Origin of the sequence: Pseudoxanthomonas sp. UTMC 1351 (assembly GCF_040948865.1) — a bacterium.
Lineage (GTDB): Bacteria > Pseudomonadota > Gammaproteobacteria > Xanthomonadales > Xanthomonadaceae > Pseudoxanthomonas_A.
The window spans coordinates 62,033-78,635 of the sequence record NZ_JAVGJT010000009.1 but is presented as its reverse complement, the minus strand read 5'-3'; the positions used below and the strand labels follow the sequence as shown (position 1 = coordinate 78,635).

13 protein-coding genes are annotated in these 16,603 nt (G+C 61.8%); 6 read left to right on the top strand and 7 right to left on the bottom strand.

Features of this window, described 5'->3' with window-relative positions; translation table 11 throughout:
• Positions 1-380 precede the first annotated feature (380 nt).
• The 3 genes from AB6O04_RS07630 to AB6O04_RS07620 all read left to right on the top strand — a co-directional run bounded on the left by AB6O04_RS07630 (position 381) and on the right by AB6O04_RS07620 (position 4,521).
• Positions 381-2,036 carry an acetolactate synthase large subunit gene (locus tag AB6O04_RS07630; protein ID WP_368563240.1) on the top strand — a complete coding sequence of 552 codons (1,656 nt, stop codon included), beginning with the start codon at positions 381-383 and terminating at the stop codon, positions 2,034-2,036.
• 106 nt (positions 2,037-2,142) lie between these two features.
• Positions 2,143-3,525, top strand: a complete 1,383-nt coding sequence (locus tag AB6O04_RS07625; protein ID WP_368563239.1) for an aldehyde dehydrogenase family protein — start codon at positions 2,143-2,145, stop codon at positions 3,523-3,525.
• Positions 3,526-3,630: 105 nt separating this feature from the next.
• Entirely contained in the window at positions 3,631-4,521 is an 891-nt protein-coding gene (locus AB6O04_RS07620; RefSeq protein ID WP_368563238.1) for a pseudouridine synthase, read from the top strand.
• Between the two features lie 356 nt (positions 4,522-4,877).
• Here the strand turns inward: AB6O04_RS07620 and AB6O04_RS07615 are convergent, their stop codons facing one another.
• On the bottom strand, positions 4,878-6,845 hold the full coding sequence (locus tag AB6O04_RS07615; protein ID WP_368563237.1) for a hypothetical protein: 1,968 nt from the start codon (positions 6,843-6,845) through the stop codon (positions 4,878-4,880).
• Between the two features lie 134 nt (positions 6,846-6,979).
• Between AB6O04_RS07615 and AB6O04_RS07610 the strand changes: the two genes are divergently transcribed.
• A complete protein-coding gene (locus AB6O04_RS07610) occupies positions 6,980-8,083 on the top strand; it encodes a sensor histidine kinase (protein ID WP_368563236.1) in 1,104 nt (367 codons plus the stop codon).
• A complete protein-coding gene (locus AB6O04_RS07605) occupies positions 8,080-8,811 on the top strand; it encodes a LytR/AlgR family response regulator transcription factor (RefSeq protein WP_368563235.1) in 732 nt (243 codons plus the stop codon). The genes AB6O04_RS07610 and AB6O04_RS07605 overlap by 4 nt, the downstream gene beginning before the upstream one ends.
• A 212-nt stretch (positions 8,812-9,023) precedes the next feature.
• Here AB6O04_RS07605 and AB6O04_RS07600 read toward each other — a convergent pair whose 3' ends face one another.
• From AB6O04_RS07600 to AB6O04_RS07585, 4 genes are all read right to left on the bottom strand, one after another.
• A complete protein-coding gene (locus AB6O04_RS07600; protein WP_368563234.1) occupies positions 9,024-10,592 on the bottom strand; it encodes a serine hydrolase domain-containing protein in 1,569 nt (522 codons plus the stop codon).
• A gap of 184 nt (positions 10,593-10,776) precedes the next feature.
• A complete protein-coding gene (locus AB6O04_RS07595) occupies positions 10,777-12,357 on the bottom strand; it encodes a M56 family metallopeptidase (protein ID WP_368563233.1) in 1,581 nt (526 codons plus the stop codon).
• Positions 12,354-12,752: a BlaI/MecI/CopY family transcriptional regulator gene (locus tag AB6O04_RS07590; RefSeq protein WP_368563232.1), complete on the bottom strand. Its 399-nt coding sequence runs from the start codon at positions 12,750-12,752 to the stop codon at positions 12,354-12,356. Before AB6O04_RS07590 ends, AB6O04_RS07595 begins: the two co-directional genes overlap by 4 nt.
• A 196-nt stretch (positions 12,753-12,948) precedes the next feature.
• A complete protein-coding gene (locus AB6O04_RS07585; protein ID WP_368563424.1) occupies positions 12,949-13,341 on the bottom strand; it encodes a RidA family protein in 393 nt (130 codons plus the stop codon).
• 135 nt (positions 13,342-13,476) lie between these two features.
• On the opposite strand from AB6O04_RS07585, the gene AB6O04_RS07580 reads away from it, so the two are divergent.
• Positions 13,477-14,400, top strand: a complete 924-nt coding sequence (locus AB6O04_RS07580; protein ID WP_368563231.1) for a LysR substrate-binding domain-containing protein — start codon at positions 13,477-13,479, stop codon at positions 14,398-14,400.
• A gap of 40 nt (positions 14,401-14,440) precedes the next feature.
• Here AB6O04_RS07580 and AB6O04_RS07575 read toward each other — a convergent pair whose 3' ends face one another.
• Positions 14,441-15,163 (bottom strand): lysostaphin resistance A-like protein, encoded by a 723-nt coding sequence (locus AB6O04_RS07575; RefSeq protein WP_368563230.1) that lies wholly within the window; start codon positions 15,161-15,163, stop codon positions 14,441-14,443.
• A gap of 68 nt (positions 15,164-15,231) precedes the next feature.
• Positions 15,232-15,801, bottom strand: coding sequence for a cysteine hydrolase family protein (locus AB6O04_RS07570; RefSeq protein WP_368563229.1), 570 nt, complete (start codon positions 15,799-15,801; stop codon positions 15,232-15,234).
• Positions 15,802-16,603: the final 802 nt, after the last annotated feature.

Genomic DNA, 16,603 nt, shown 5'->3' with positions numbered 1-16,603 from the left:
ATGTCTCTCCCAAGATGATGCCTCGGAGTAGAACAAACTGGATGTTGCTGCTGCGTGCAAGCTACGAATGTTCGCGGCCTAGTCCATGCATTTTTGGACGACTCAAATCCGCCAATCGATCTATTTGTCATGCGAATTCGGGCCTGTCGTTGACATGCACGAACCAGAAGACTTTCCATCCGCGCATGAAGCTAATGTCCGCTTCCTGCCACTCCCACCCATCTCTGGCGGTGCTGCCCGAACCAGGGATCATCGCTGACGCGTTTTCCGGGTAGCGTCAGGTCCCCGCGCAGTTAACGTATCGCTTGCTAGACTCGTCCGCGAATAAGAATAACGTTCGTCCCAGTTCTGTCCAATTCACTCCCATGAAGGTCCGAACAATGCGCAAGGGCTCTGCCTTGTTGGTCGACGCGCTTGAGAACGAAGGCGTGGACCGCATTTTTGGTGTACCGGGCGAGGAAAACCTCGACTTCCTGGAGTCGCTGCGGACTTCGCGCATCGAACTTGTGCTGACGCGCCATGAACAAGCCGCCGCCTTCATGGCAGCGACGCATGGAAGGCTCACAGGCAAACCCGGGGTCTGCCTCGCCACGCTGGGCCCGGGCGCGCTGAATTTCTCTACAGGCGCGGCCTATGCCCATCTCGGGGCCATGCCGATGATCCTCATTACCGGACAGAAGGCCGTGATGAGCGCCAAGCAGGCCCGCTTCCAGATCGTGGATATCGTCGCTTCGATGAAGCCACTGACCAAGATGACGCGCCAGATCGTCAGCGCGGCGGCCATTCCCGCGACGGTAAGAGACGCTTTCCGCGTTGCCATGGAGGAGAGGCCGGGACCGGTGCACTTGGAGCTGCCGGAGGACGTCGCAGCCGAGGAGGTCGAGAACGCGTCCGTCATTCCGGTCCACCCGCTTGAGCGCCCGCTCGCGCATCCCGCCGCGCTCGACCGGGCTGCGGAAGCTATCCTCGCTGCCAAGCGACCGTTGGTGATGATCGGCGCCGCCGGAAGCCGGCCTTGGCTCGCCGAGGCGCTATCGACGTTCGTGGTGCGCACCCGGCTGCCCTTCTTCAACACGCAGATGGGCAAGGGCGCGGTCACGGGCGGATCCAATCTCTACATGGGCACCGCCGCGCTCTCGGAAGGCGACTATGTCCACGAGGCCGTCGCGCGCGCCGACCTGATCGTCGCTATCGGCCATGACACGGTCGAGAAACCGCCCTTCCTGATGAACAACGGCGGCGGACCGCACGTCGTCCACGTCGGCTACCAGTCCGCCACGGTCGAGCAGGTCTACCATCCGGACATCGAGGTGATAGGCGATATCGGGACCTCTGTAGAAGCGCTTGCCGAGCGGCTCGAAGGCCGGCTGTCCCCCGATGAAGGGATGATCGAACTGCGCCAGAAGATCCTCGCTCGCCTCAACGACCGCGCTAAGGAGGATCGCTTCCCGGTCACACCCCAGCGCCTCGTCCACGACGTGCGCAAGGTCATGCCGGACGACGGCATCGTCTGTCTCGACAATGGCATGTACAAGATCTGGTTCGCCCGCAATTACCGCACGCATGTGGCCAACACCTTGCTGCTCGACAATGCGCTCGCCACGATGGGCGCCGGCCTGCCTTCGGCGATGATGGCGGCAATGCTCTACCCGCATCGCCGCGTCATGGCGGTCTGTGGCGACGGCGGATTCATGATGAATTCGCAGGAGATGGAAACGGCGGTGCGGCTCCGGCTGAACCTGGTCGTGGTCATCCTCAACGACAGTGCCTACGGCATGATCCGCTGGAAGCAGGCGGTCGATGGCTTCGCGGATTTCGGCATGAGCTTCGACAATCCCGATTTCGTGCGCTATGCCCAGGCATATGGCGCGAAGGGGTCGCGAGTGACGGCGGTCGAGGATCTCGTGCCGACGCTCGAAGCCGCGTTCGCTGGCGGCGGGGTCCATCTGGTCGACGTGCCGATCGATTATTCCGAGAACACCCGCGTGCTGGTCGATGAGTTGCGCAATCGCGCGCCCGGCCTGGAGTGCGCGTGAGCGAATATGTCGCGACGCCATCGGTCGTCACCGACCGCTTGCAGGGCCGCACAGGAAATGACGCCCCACTCCTCCCTCAAGCACCTGATGTGCGAGGAAACCCACCATGTTGAACGTCGTGCAGGCCTTCGATCGTGCACCGATCGCAGAAATAGAAACCGATGATGCCGCGGCACTGGAGCGCAAGCTGCACGCCGCAGAACGCGTTTTCAAGGATCGCGACGGCTGGCTCAACCCCCATCAGCGCATCGCCATCCTGCGCAGACTCGCCGCCCTGATGGAAGCCAAGCGCGAGCATCTGGCAATGCAGATCGCACGTGAGGGTGGCAAGCCGCTACCTGACGCTATCGTGGAGACCAACCGCGCCATCGATGGCGTCCACAATGCCGCTGACGAACTGCGGAACTTTGCCGGACGGGAAATCCCGATGGGTCTGTCCGCGGCCGCGGAGAACCGCTGGGCATTTACCACCAAAGAGCCCATCGGCGTCGTGGCGGCGATCTCGGCGTTCAATCATCCTCTGAACCTGATCGTCCACCAGGTCGCGCCAGCCATCGCGGTTGGCTGCCCGGTCATCGTCAAGCCCGCGGGCACGACGCCGCTCTCGTGCCTCGAGTTCGTCGCGCTGGTTCATGAGGCTGGCCTGCCCGAGCCCTGGTGCCAGAGCTTCGTGCCGGAAGGCAACGAACTGGCCGAAAAACTGGCGACCGACAAGCGGGTCGCCTTCCTGAGCTTCATCGGCTCGGCCAGGGTCGGCTGGTCGCTGCATGCCAAGCTCGCCCATGGGGCGCGCTCGGCGTTGGAGCATGGAGGCGCCGCGCCGGCCATCGTCGATCGCAGCGCCGACCTCGACAAGATCATCGAGCCGATCGTGAAGGGCGGGTACTACCATGCTGGCCAGGTCTGCGTGTCGACGCAGCGCATCTACGTCCACCATGACATCGCCGACGACTTCACGCACAGGCTCATCGCGCGCGTCGAAAGATTGCGTACCGGCGACCCCACGGTGAAGGACACCGAGGTCGGCCCATTGATCCTGCCGCGCGAGGCCGACCGGGTCGCCGAATGGATAGCGGAGGCCGTCGAGGGCGGCGCCAAGCTCGCCACCGGCGGGACACGCCTCTCGGCGACGACGCTGCAACCGACGGTGCTGCTCGATCCCGCTGTCGACGCACGGATATCCATGCAGGAGATCTTCGGCCCGGTGGTCGCGGTCTATCGCTATGGCGAACTCGACGACGCGATCGCGCGCGCCAACGCCCTGCCCACCGCCTTCCAGGCCAGCATTTTCGCTCAAGATATTGATATCGCCATGCGTGCGGCCAACCGTCTCGATGCGTCCGCGGTGATGATCAACGACCCCACCGCCTTCCGGACCGACTGGATGCCTTTCGCAGGCCGCAGGGAATCCGGATACGGCACCGGCGGCATCCCCTACACCATGCGCGACATGACGCAGGAAAAGATGATCCTTATGCGTAAGAGCTGAGCTTTTCCAGAGGCCGGGGAGCTGGGGGGTGATGTCGGCTTCCGGCCAGAAGCGGACTTTGACGTCGGCATTGATGCAAACCGCACATGGCGAGCACACTGCCGCATGCGAAAACGTCCCCCCAGTATTGATGGACTCGGTGCTAGCACACTGCAATTGCCGCCGGGGGCGTGGCCGACGGTGCTGGACTGCCTGTGTGAACGGTTCCCGGCAGTGGCGCGCTTGCAATGGCTGGAGCGAATGGCGCGAGGGCGAGTCGTGGACAGCAATGGGCGATGGTTGACGCCGGAAACGCCGTATCGGGTCGGGCTCGAGGTCCATTACTACCGCGAAGCTTCCGACGAACCGCCGATCCCGTTCCATGAAGTCGTGCTGCACGCCGATGCCGACTTGCTGGTGGCGGACAAGCCGCATTTCCTGCCGGTCACACCTGCCGGTGCCCACGTCCATGAAACCCTGCTGGGCCGGCTGATCCGCCGAACCGGAAACCATTCGCTGGTGCCACTGCATCGAATCGATCGCGACACCGCCGGATTGGTGTTGTTCTCGGGCAACCCGCAAAGCCGCGCGTGTTACCAGGCCTTGTTTCGCGAGCGACGGATCGAAAAAGGTTACGAGGCGATTGCGCCAGCGTTGCCAAACGTCGAATTTCCGTGCATCCGCTCCAGCCGGATGGTCGCCGGCGAACCGTTCTTCCGCATGCAGGAGATCGAAGGTCCGGCGAACAGTAAAACCCGGATCGACGTCGTCGCGCGCTACGATGGGTACTGGCGTTATGCGTTGACGCCGATCACCGGGTGCAAGCACCAGCTGCGTGTGCACATGGCCGCGCTGGGGGCGCCGATCGCCAACGATGGAATGTATCCGACACTGTTCCACCGCGCGGCAGGCGATTACTCGGCACCATTGCAATTGCTGGCTAAACGGCTGGCGTTCATCGACCCGCTGCGTGGCGTCGAGCGCAGGTTCTTCAGCGATTTCCTGCTCCAGACCTAATCTACGAACGATAGCGAACGTCTGCTTTGGGTCGAAAGCTGCCGTTCCAACCCTCACTTAGGGAAGCTCTGAATAATTCGGCTTTTGCTCGTCATGACCAACCATTCGGCTGTTGAAGAGCGCTTCCCGCCTTCGCGGGGACGACGACAATTATTCAGAGGTTCCTTAGACGTCCGCCTCCGGCCAGTAGCGGACATGTACCCATCTGATCGACCGCGCGGCGCGAAGGTGCTCGGTGATGAGGACTACTGCGCGGTGGGCAGCGCCGCCGCATGATGCAGGAATGGCCGGGCATCGTGGTGCGGATTGCCGGTTATACCGAAGCCACAAGGCCGTCAGTTTTCGCGCGGAGCATCCTATTCTTTTGCGCCAAGGGCGACTGTGAGCACCGCTCGCACGGTGGGCGGCGGGACGGGCGAAAGGAGCCCGGATTGCGCGACAAGATAGCCCTCGGCCCCGAGGAGGTTCGAACCCAGGATACGCAGGTCGGCGCGGCGACCGCCGAGCATGAAGCCATGGCGCAGGCCCAGACTTAGTGTCGTCACGGCCGGCGCCTTGAAGCTGTTCGCCGTGTCGGCCCAGCGCTCGCCCATGTAGCTGACGGTCGCATCCAGCGACCAATCTCTTCCGAACCGGCGCACTATTGTGGCGTTCGCGACGTGCTGGGATACGCCCATATCATGCGAGCCGACCAAGCCGGCATCCACAAGCGCTCCCGACAGCTCGGACTCGAAGGCGACGACGCCCGCCAGGATGCTGGTCTCGGGGGTGAGCTCCCCCGCGATCGAGGCCTCGAAGCCGCGATGGCGAACCTCGCCAACAACACCGAACGAACCGTCGAGACGAAACCCCTGGCTGGGCTTAGAAACATCGAAGAGCGCGGCGATCAAGGTCAGCCGCGGAGAAATTGCGTGGCGCGCGCCCAGCTCGAACTGCTCGGTTTCCACCGGCGGCAGGACTTCCTCGCGGTTGATCGCGGACGCGGGCGCCGACCCGCTCTCTTCCAGCCCCGTCACCCAGCTCCCGAACACTGCGGTGCGATCGGTCAGGTTGACGACGGAGGAAACGTTGTAATGCGTCGTGTCGCTGAGGCGCTCACTCGTTACGCCGGACGTCGAGCGTACCGCTTTGTCGTAGCGCGTCCGGTGCACCCCGAGGCGCAGTTGCACGCGATCGAGCCAGGTCAGGCCATGGCCCGCCGAGACGGTAGTTTGCTTGACGACGTCTTCGCCGCGCGTGCCCGACCATGGGCGTTCGGGCACCTCCGGCGGATCGCCGGTGACGAGCTCGAAAGCGCCCAGCGGGATGGCGAGGCTGGAGGCGAGCTCGGTGGTGGTGTGCCGGCCGCGCAGCGACAGCGTGATGTGGTTTCCAAAATCGTCCGTTTCGAACGCGCGCCCCAGCCGGACTTCGCCGGTGTTCGAGACCTGGTAGTCGCGCTTCGGGGTCCGCAGCGTGGTGGCGGTGGCGTTCCCCTGCGCGTCCGATGAGATCAGCGTGTTGTCCGCATTGTCGAGGGAGAAGACCGAGCGGAAGGCCGATGCGTCGACGGTGAAACCATGGAGCTCACCGCGGTAGAGGAGGCCAAGGTTGGTGGTCGTGCCCACGGTCCGCGCCCAGTCCGGCGAGTATTGGTGCAGCGTCCGCAGGTTCGGCGGGATCGCACCCGCGCTGGGGATGACCGCATAGTCGCCGTCATATTCGCGGTCATTGATCGATCCGAACGCTCGCAGACGGTGACCGGGCGCGAGGTTCCAGCCGACTACGGCGCCGCCATTGATGCCCGAGCCGCGCTCGCCTTTCGCGAGACGCCACACAGGGCGCCACACGACGCCGCCGGCGAGGCTGAACGCCCCTGCACGCCACGAAACGTCGCTCTGGACCACACGCGTGCCGAAGTCGCGAAAGCCCGCACCGACCCGCAGCTCGTTCGTTGGTCCGGCCTCGCGCAACCGATAGTTCACGACACCCGAGGGCGCAGGGTAAGGGAGACGTGCGGCGTTCACTCCAACGCGCACGCTCACGCCCGCCAGGACCGTGTCGTCTGGCGCCTGGGCACGACTGAAATAGGCGTCGTCGATGCGATAGGCACCGCTGTTATTGAGATCGAAGCCGCGTACCTGGCTCTCGGTATACAGACCCGATTGCTCGATCCCGGCGCGCTCGCCAAACGCGTCGGCAGCGCTGGTAACGGCGTTGTCCTGAGCGGCCGCCGGCGCGGCGGCGGCGAATGTCAGAACGATCCCTCCAATTCTTGACAGTAGTGCGATGCCATCAGCGCGCAGGGCGGACTGTGAAGACAACCAGGGGTGCGCGTCGTGCATGAAGTGCTCCTCTCGCCATTGCAGCGCCCAGCCTAGGGGCGCCGATCGCGCAGGCGAAGGCAGCTCGCTGCAGCCAGCTGGCGTTTCGCTGCATCGATGACGTGCTTTTTCTGACTTGGACTAATATCGCCGGCATGACTCACCACACCGCTCCTTCCGCGCAAAACGTCAGCTGGCGATGGATCGCCGTGTTCTGGTCCGCCGGCGCGGTGTTCGAGGCCACGCAGTCCGTCTTCATCCAGCATGCGCTGGGAATGAGTGGCGGAGAATTTCTGCTCTTCGTGACCGAAGTGGCCGCCTGGCTGCCTTGGGCGCTGGCCACCCCATTCGTCATCAAACTGGCCAGGCGCCATCCGATTACTCCCGCCCCGACAGCGCGAGGCATCGCTGCTCATCTCATGGCGTTGTTAGCGATCACCGTGGCGGCGGAAGCGTGGTCTGCGGCACTCCAGATGCTCTTCAATCCCTGGAGCCATCGGCAGGCGCCGGAATTTTTTGACGCATTGAGCGCAACGCTGGTTTTTCATGGGCTGATCTGCGTATTCGCCTATGCACTGATCCTGGCCATCACCTATCTTGTGGACTCGCGGGACAAGGTTGCACGCAAAGTGACCGAGGCCGCGCAGCTCAACGCAGAGCTTTCGAAAGCCCAGCTCGCGGCGCTGACCCGCCAGATGGAACCGCACTTCATGTTCAACACGCTCAATTCCATCGCCGGGCTGGTGCGCGATGGTCGCAACGCGGCGGCAGTGAGCATGATCGTCGGCCTCAGCGAAATACTTCGCCGCGCTTCCCAGGATTTTCACAGGCCGGAGGTGACGCTTGCGGAGGAGGTCGAGTATCTTCAGCGCTACATCGACATTCAGAAGATCCGCTTCGGAGAGCGCCTCGGGTACAGCGTGGATATTCCGGAAGCACTGATGGGCGCACAGGTCCCGAGTCTCCTGCTTCAGCCTCTTGTGGAAAATGCGATCAAGCATGGAATCGCGGAGCGGGTGGCGGGCGGAGAGATCCGCGTTGCGGCAGCGAGAAGGGACGCGACTCTGTGTCTCAGCGTCTATAACGACGGCTTGGACTTCGCGGACGATTGGGAGTCGAATAGCGCCGGCGTCGGCCTAGCAAATCTGCGTAGGCGACTGCAGATCATGCACGGCGACGCTGCCGATCTTCTCGTCAGGAACGTGGAGGGCGGCGGTGTTGAAGTGGTTGTCATACTGCCACTGGCCGGTGCCGCATGACGCCGTCCAACCCCTGCGTTGCGCCAATCAGCACCCTCGTCGTCGACGACGAGCCCCTCGCCCGGCGCAATCTCACGCTCTTGCTACGCCATGACCCCGACATAGGATCGATCGAGGAATGCGCCTCGGGAGCGGCGGCCGTCGAGGCCATTCGACACCGGAAACCGGATCTGGTGTTTCTCGACGTGCAGATGCCCGAGTGCGGGGGCTTCGATGTCCTGGAATTACTGGGCGCCGACCTGCCCCAGACGATCATCTTCGTTACTGCCCACGATGAACATGCACTGCGTGCCTTTGAGGCTGGCGCGTTCGACTATCTGCTGAAGCCTTTCGATGACGCGCGTTTCATGAGGGCGCTGACCCGCGCGAAGGAAAAAATCGCGCACTACGCGTCACATCGGCAGACGCCGCGCCGGGTTGTCGTCAGATCGCCGGGTCGGCTGCTTTTCGTCGATGTGTCGGACATCGATTGGGTGGAAGCCGCGAGCTACTATGCTTGCCTGCACGTCGGGCGGGAGACGCATGTGATCCGCCGCACTTTGTTGGAACTCGAACGGGATCTCGGCGACACCTTCATCCGCATTCACCGCTCGACCATCGTGAACCTTGAGCGCGTCCGCGGGCTTGAGCTTCAAAGTTCGGGAGAATATGCGGTCGTTTTGCGCACCGGCGTCGAACTGCCGGTGAGCCGACGTTACAGAAAACCGCTGCACGAGCGTTTTGGCTAACAGAACGTCGCATCAGGGCCTGTTAACCCAAGAAGCGTTGAGGAAGCACTACGTCAGATCGCGGGGGTGCTTCGCGATCCACTGACGCATCGCCAACGAACGTGTTGATGATGCGCAGGCAAGCGCCGTGAGTGTCGATCCGGACCCGGCCGACGGTTGTGTGCGCGAACGCGTTGCCGATCAGGTTGGAGGTCGGCTTGTTTTTTACCGACCTACTCGCGGCGAGTGTAATGGGCCCTGGCGGCTCCGTGCTCGATGCTCAATGCGTTTACCCGGCCTTGCGCATTCCTGTGGAATTCGAGCTCCAGCGAATCGATGTCCGGTGAAACGAAGCGGTTCGGCGTCAATGGCAGCATCTGCGATGTGCGGTTCCGCCCGGCCACACCTACCCTAACCTCACCATCAGCGACCTTTACCTCCAGCGCCTCGATATCGAAGAAGTCGGCCAGGGCACGGCGGTGATCCATCGGCACTGCGGAGTCGATCACGAATGTCCCGGCGTAGTCGGCATACGCCGGTTCCTGCAGGTCCAGGGCGATCGCCCGCACCGGCGGGTTGACTCCGCGCCCGACGGCGTCGGACAGCGCATTGCGGATTTCGGTACTCAGCGCGCCGCCATTCTCGCCGTTCGTCAAGATGACGAAACCGTCGCCAGTTTCCAGGTAGCCCTCGATCCAAGCGCGATAGCTGTCGTTGGAACCGCCATGGTGGAATATCCGTGTCGTGCCGGCACCATCCAGGCGCGGACCCAGGCCATGCCAGCTGGGCGAGACTTCGGTCATCATCTGGGTCGCGATGGGTCGGGGGAGGAAATTGCCGTTGCCCCGATAACTGCCGATCACACCGGCGACGAACGCTCCCAGGTCGTTAGCACTGCTCCACAACCCCGATGCGGCTTGCTCCGGAAATGATTGCCAGCCTCGTGGCAACGCGGTGACTGCGCCGTTGCCGTCATGAGCCTTGGCGATGTTGCCCGCGCTGGCCGGCAATGGATTGGCGAAGGTGCTGCGGCGCATTCGCAGAGGATCGAAGACCTGCATGCGCGCAATGGATTCCAAGGGCAAGCCGGTGGTCTCTTCCAGCACTAACTGCTCGACCATGACGCCGCCACCGGAATAATCACCGCGCTCACCAGGCGGGTGAACAAGCCGCACTGGATCGTTCTTGGCAGGAGCCTTGCCGTCCAGTATCTGCAACAACGTCGGCATGGCTTCGCCAGGCAGGTAATCGGCGAAGCCATGCACGCCCAACCCAGCGGTATGCGACATCAGCATGCGCAAGGTCACCATCGGATGGGGCGCCTTGGGCGAAGCGATTATCTGCCAGGATTTCAGATAGGTATTGACGTCGCGATCCAGCGCCAGCTTGCCATCGGCCACCAAGCGCAGCGTCGTGGCAGCAGTCACTATCTTGCTGACCGACCCCACCGAGAACAATGTGTCGCCATCCACCGGATCGTGCGTGCCAGCTTCGCGGGTGCCGTAGCCCACGCTGTGCACCACCTGTCCGTCCCGAAGCACGGCGATGGCCACACCCGGTACATGGTGATGGGCCATGCGCTCCTGCAACGACCAGTGCGGAAGCGCCTCACCGGCATGGAGCACCGTCGGCCGTAGCCCGGTTGCCAATGCCGTCCGCGTGGAAGCATCTTCCAGCGCGGTCGCCGCGGCGGCGGTGCCGGCGAAAGTCAGGAGCGCAAAACCCAGTGCGCTCCCCAGCAGTTCTGCGCACAGTGGGCGGTGCTTCGCTGTTTTCATGTTGTGGATGGTGGTCGCATTCATGCGGCGCCTCATTGAGTGGGAAGAGTACGTGTGCGTTTCTCAGATTCCAGGTCGCGAATCTGGACCGCCGAAACGTGGATCGACAGGCAGTGCGGCTCCATCGGCGGGCCGGAGAGCCACCGTTGTATGCGATCGCCAAGGAGCTCCAGCCCTACTGGGCCAGAGGCGAGGCGGCTTTACCGGCCTAAGGCTTGCCGGCTACGGCCCCGTGCTGCACCAGGTAGTTCCAGACGCGGGGATTGCGCGCCTGATTCAGCGGTGAACGCCACCGCCCCCGATCCGCCACGACACCGAGATTGACATCGGCGCCCTGCTCCACCAGATACGTCACGACAGGCAGGTGCCCCGACCGGGAAGCGTTGATCAGCGGCGTTTCATCGTAGGTCACCACGCGATTCACATCGGCACCCGCGGCGACCAGCCGTTCGACTATGTCCAGGTGGCCGCTCCTGGCTGCGGCGATCAAAGGATTGCCATCACCCCAGACGTGGCGATCGGGTTGCGCACCCAGGGCCAGCAACTCATCGACCATCACTGACTGTCCATGCCTGGCGGCCCCGATCAGCGCGGTCCCTTCGCCATCGACCTGCGAGTCGACATCCACGCCACGGCGCACCAGTTGCCGTACTTCATCCAACCGTCCCGCAGAGGCGGCGGCGATCAGTTGCTCTGCTTGCGCTGAGGAGGTGCCGGTTTCGGTGCTGGCCGAAGACGGTGCCGACATCGTGTTGCGTCCCAACCGCGGCGTCGCGGCCAGCGTTATACCGACATGGGCAACCAGTGCCATCGCGCACAGAACGACCCACGCCGCATGCACACCGCGCCTTGCCGCCTTGCCCTCCATGCTCAGCAGGCTGTCCACGCGCCGGGCCAGATCGCTACGGTGGCCGAAAACGCCGACCGCGAGCAACGCGTCACGATCAGGTGGCGTCAGCAACTTACTGACGCCGACCAGCAGCGAACCCGCGTATGCGCGGCCGCCGCCCGATCGCAACGCCGCACGCTCATCGCAGGCCATTTCCCGCATCAGATCCAGGCGTCGCCCGATGATTCGCAAAAAGGGGCTCCACCAATAGAGGCTGAGGACCAGACGCTGTGCCGCCGACAGCCATAGATCCCGGCGGCGGATATGAGCAATTTCGTGCAACAGCAGATCGGCCATCGCCGCAGGCGTCAGCGACTTCGCCAATTCTGGCGGAACCAAAATGCACGGCCGCACTAGACCGATCACCATCGGCCCAACAGCCGCGTCTGAAAACGCTATCGCTGCGTTGTGCGGCAGCTCGGAGCCCATCAGGCGTTCCAATTCCAGAGCACGGCTCGCTGATCCGCGCAGGCGGCGGGCTTGGTACCAGCCCATCAGCATGCGCGTCAAACTCCATAGCGTTCCCACGAACCAGATCAATGCCAAGAATTTCAGTACTGCCGGAGATCCAATCGACAAGCCATTGACCGCCACCTCCTGAGACAGCGTCTCTCCCTGTGGCGTGGTGGCGTTCGCACGAACCAGTCCCGGCGCGCCAGCTTCTGCAGCGGCGGACTGTGCAAAGGAAACATCGATGAGAGGACGTTCATCACCCGGAAGGAGAATGGCCAAAGGTGAAGCGGCAGCTAGCGCGAATGCACCCAGCAGCATCCAAGAGCGCACCCCCGCACTGAGCTTGTCCATGCCCGAGACGAGTACTGCAAACACCAACAACAGCAGGCTTTGCCACAGATGCTGCGCGCCTAGCGTCAGTAACGCCTGGGTCCAGTGACCGATCATTTCTTCTTCCCCTTTGCCGGTGGTGGGGCAGCCACTTTTTCCTGCAGCGCCTTGAGTTCTTCAGGGTCGATACCGTGTTCGCTGATCAGGTGTTGCGCCAACACGTTCGACGAGCCGTTGAAGAATTGCTTCAGCAGATTCTCCAATGCTTGCCTACGCGCATCGCTGCGGCTGATTGCGGCACTGTAGATGAAGGCCCGGCCTTCGGTTCGATGACTGACCAGACCTTTCTTGTCCAGTATCTTGAACATGGTCAACACCGTGGTGTATGCCACTGGCTTCTTCTTCGACAGTTCGTCGGTCACCTCGCGTACCGAGGCTTCCTTTTTCTTCCACAACACTTCAAGAATCACGCGTTCGGCGTCGGTCAGAGCAGGAGAGGTGGGGCGGGCCATGGCGTCCTTACTACTATGCAATTAGTAGACGATCGCACGTTACGCCCAGCCCGTCCCGGCTGTCAACTATGTAATTAGTAATGGTGAGGATCTTGTTATCCAACGCGGTTGCTTCTCGTAGAGCGGATTAATTCCTTGGGCTACACGAGACGCAGGGCTGATGATCAGCAATCTATTCGCGATGCCGCAAAGAGTTTCAGCGCGGAATCCGGGCGATGACCTTGATCTCGAAGTCGAACCCCGCGAGCCAGTTGACGCCGATCGCCGTCCAGTTCGGATAAGGCGCTTCCGGAAAGACTTCGCTTTTGATGGCCATGACCGTGCCGAACTGATTTTCGGGATCGGTATGAAACGTGGTCACGTCGACGATATCGTCAAGCCCGCATCCACCGGCTTGCAGGGTCGCCTTGAGATTGGCGAATGCCAAACGGACCTGCGCCTCGAAATCCGGCTCGGGCGAACCATCGCTGCGACTTCCGACCTGACCGGATACGAACAGCAGATCATCCGATCTGATCGCTGCGGAATAGGCATGTGCTTTGTAGAGGTCATGCCGACCGGCGGGGAAAACGGCGTCACGGGATGTCATGGGGATCTCCTTGCGGGGCCGGCGGCCCCAGTGCGTGGCGACCACTCTAGGCAACCGTCCCGGCGGGATAAACACGCCATTCGCGGGATCACTGTTTGTAGAATCCAAACAATCCCGCCCGCCTTTGGAATCCACATGGACCGTATCGATGCGATGCAGGCCTTCGTCCGCGTCGTGGAAACCGGCAGCTTCACCAAGGCCGCCGAAACGCTGCAAGCGAGCAAGACACGCGTGACGCAACTTGTGCAGCAGTTGGAAACGCATCTGCGGGTGAAGCTGCTCCATCGCACTACCCGCAAGGTCAACACGACCGCCGATGGCGCCGCCTACTACGAACGCGCCGTGCGCCTGCTGGCTGACCTGGACGATGCCGAGACCAGCCTGTCGGCCGCCTCGGAAGCCCCACGCGGGCGATTGCGCGTGGATGTGCCCGCGCCACTGGCCAGCTTGGTGCTGGTGCCTGCCCTGCCCGTCTTCCATGCACGTTACCCCGACATCCAGCTGGACCTGGGTGCGAGCGATCGCAAGGTGGATCTGATCGACGAGAACGTGGATTGCGTGGTGCGCGGCGGCGAACTCACCGAGTCGTCGCTGCGCGCGCGCCATGTCGCGGACCTGCCGCTGGGCGTATACGCAGCGCCTGACTACCTCGCCCGCGCTGGCATGCCGGACCATCCGCAGGCACTGGAAGACGGCCACCATCGCATCATCGGCTATCGCGGTTCGCGCACTGGGGCCCCGCTGGCCCACCTGATGCGTCGCGGCGACGAACAGCTGCGCATACACGGACGCCACGTGCTGTCGGTGGATGATGGCAACGCGTATCTGGCTGCCGGTGTGGCGGGCCTGGGTGTGCTGTGGCTGCCGCGGTACATGGCGCACGCACCGCTGGCGCGCGGCGAATTGGTGCCACTGTTCGAAGACTGGCAACTCGACCCGATGCCGTTGTACGTCGCCTTTCCGCCCAGCCGGCACGTCAGCCGCAAACTACGCGTGTTCATCGACTGGATCGTCGAACTGATGGCGCAGCACGCACCGGCGATTCAGCCTCCGCGTTGAGTTACTCGGCTTAGGTCCTTCGCGGACCTTGACTGAGTTGTTAGCGCAAGCCAATCAGGGCAGTCAAATGGAATGCGACGTTTGCAAAACTGTGCGCCAAGATAGGGAAGAGCAAGCTGCCACTGTGGAACCGCAACCAGCCGCCGGCAATGCTGCCGATGAACGGGAACAAGGCGGACATTGGATCGAACGAGAACGTAGCATCCGAATAGCCCAGCCCGTGCCAGATGCCAAACGCAACAGCGGTGATGAGCACTACGGCCCAAGGTATGCCTTGCGAAGGTTCTTTGCCACGAATGAGACCGAGCAAGAGAGCTGGCGCGATACCGCGATACACCAACTCTTCCACAATGCCGGGCATCGACGCCTGGAACGCGAGCGTCTCTACAGACGGGACTGAGGGTTTGAAGAGAAGCCCGAGTGAGAAACCCCATAGGATGAAGAGAAACAGAGCGATCAAGGATGCTTTGAGGTTTCTTTGTGACAGGGTAAGGCCAAGCGATTTCGGTTTAATCCCGAGTCCGAGCACCACCACGAGGGACAGCAGTAGGCTGTAGATCTTTCCAGACCAATTCCACTCTCCGCCGATCAAGCTAAATGCAGATGAGCCGGACGGCAAACCAGTTACCAGATCATCAAGTCCTAGGTAGGCTGCGAACAGCAACCCAAAGCTGATGGTCAAGCGCTTGTCGAAGTGCTTGAACGCAAGAAAGATCAGAAAAGCAGCTGCAGTAAAGCTAAGCGAGAAAATTACTGCTTCCATTTGCGACATATCTCCAGTTGGCATCCAAGTCCCGAGTAAGCCGACCCGCGAAGCGGGTTCGGCTTGAATTAATTGTTCGGCGGCGCCTGCGCTAGCCAGGCAGTAATTTGCTCATTGGTCATGCCACGGCCGAACTTGCCATCCATGTAGCGCCAACTAATGTCGTGATGCGCCTTGTCGTGCGACGCGATGCAATCACTGGCCAGGATGATCGCGTAATCGCGCTGGTATGCGTCAACCACAGTAGTACGGACACACGCATGCGTGTTGATGCCCCCAACTATGAGTTGGGTGCAGTTGAGATGAGCCAGGATAGTGTCCAAACGGGTGCCGAAGAATGCACTGTAGCGCTTCTTCACAAGCACGTGGTCCGATGGACGTACGTCGAGTTCCGGGAGAATTGATGCTCCGGGGGTGCCGGCAATGACAACGCTGATCTTTCGGCTTCTTACCTCAAGCGTGGCGTCGCTAAGGTCAGGCGAGAACTCCTGCTTTATCCACACGACAGAAGCTCTAGATTCCCGTGCTGCGGTTACCAAGGTGTTGGTGTGCGCTACAAGATCAGCTTTTTGCCTTGAAAGGAGCTCATGGGCAAAGAAGTCAATCTGCATGTCGATGATCAATACTACTATCGCCATGAAAGTATCCGTGCCGTAACGCCTGAACTAAGTCGATCCGCGAATCCGGTTCGGCTTGAATGAGTTGTTGGATGGCTGCGGTCGGAAGCTAATTATGATCAGATAAGCGCCAGCCAGTGCGAGCAATCCAACAAAGAGGAGAAGTACCACGAACACGGGCGTCTGCAAGAAAACCGGTAGTGGTTCATAGGAAGAGCGCACGCTAACGACGAACCCTCGGAAAACGATCAAGAGCCAGGTGGCCAAGCCTGACGCCAAGAAGAGCGCCGCTCCGATGGCGCCGATGATCGCCCTTGAGAAGCGGCCGGTAGCTATGAATCGGTTTAGCACTCCAGACAACTTCATGATCTCTCCCTGGCACCAAACTACCTAAGGAACCTCTGAATAATTGTCGTCGTCCCCGCGAAGGCGGGGATCCAGCGACTTAAACCATTGAAAGCAAAGGCACTGGGTTCCCGCCTTCGCGGGAATGACGAGCAAAAGCCGAATTATTCAGACCTTCCCTAATGACCCCACAGCGGCCCGGATGGAGCGCTATCCCCTTGATACTGTTTGATCTTAGGGCGGAGGCGTCCGGCTAACAAGGCTGCGATAACCGGACCAGGAAGACGTTAGGCAATGAAACACCGGCGGAACGATATCGGCAAACTGTTGCGTCGATCGGTTGAATCCAAGGTGGAAGTGGACATCATCGAAAAGTCGTCAGAAGCAATTGTTACAAGGTCAAACGCGGGTCGCATTGGTCCCACGTAAGAAGAGCGAGGCTATCCATTCACCGAGCATATTCCTGGCGTTAGAACCC

Coding starts and splice junctions, on each gene's coding strand:
- AB6O04_RS07615 (WP_368563237.1), bottom strand. CDS start 6,845: ATGCACGACGCGCACCCCTGGTTGTCTTCACAGTCCGCCCTGCGCGCT.
- AB6O04_RS07605 (WP_368563235.1), top strand. CDS start 8,080: ATGACGCCGTCCAACCCCTGCGTTGCGCCAATCAGCACCCTCGTCGTC.
- AB6O04_RS07600 (WP_368563234.1), bottom strand. CDS start 10,592: ATGAATGCGACCACCATCCACAACATGAAAACAGCGAAGCACCGCCCA.
- AB6O04_RS07610 (WP_368563236.1), top strand. CDS start 6,980: ATGACTCACCACACCGCTCCTTCCGCGCAAAACGTCAGCTGGCGATGG.
- AB6O04_RS07630 (WP_368563240.1), top strand. CDS start 381: ATGCGCAAGGGCTCTGCCTTGTTGGTCGACGCGCTTGAGAACGAAGGC.
- AB6O04_RS07625 (WP_368563239.1), top strand. CDS start 2,143: ATGTTGAACGTCGTGCAGGCCTTCGATCGTGCACCGATCGCAGAAATA.
- AB6O04_RS07590 (WP_368563232.1), bottom strand. CDS start 12,752: ATGGCCCGCCCCACCTCTCCTGCTCTGACCGACGCCGAACGCGTGATT.
- AB6O04_RS07620 (WP_368563238.1), top strand. CDS start 3,631: ATGCGAAAACGTCCCCCCAGTATTGATGGACTCGGTGCTAGCACACTG.
- AB6O04_RS07585 (WP_368563424.1), bottom strand. CDS start 13,341: ATGACATCCCGTGACGCCGTTTTCCCCGCCGGTCGGCATGACCTCTAC.
- AB6O04_RS07575 (WP_368563230.1), bottom strand. CDS start 15,163: ATGGAAGCAGTAATTTTCTCGCTTAGCTTTACTGCAGCTGCTTTTCTG.
- AB6O04_RS07580 (WP_368563231.1), top strand. CDS start 13,477: ATGGACCGTATCGATGCGATGCAGGCCTTCGTCCGCGTCGTGGAAACC.
- AB6O04_RS07595 (WP_368563233.1), bottom strand. CDS start 12,357: ATGATCGGTCACTGGACCCAGGCGTTACTGACGCTAGGCGCGCAGCAT.
- AB6O04_RS07570 (WP_368563229.1), bottom strand. CDS start 15,801: ATGGCGATAGTAGTATTGATCATCGACATGCAGATTGACTTCTTTGCC.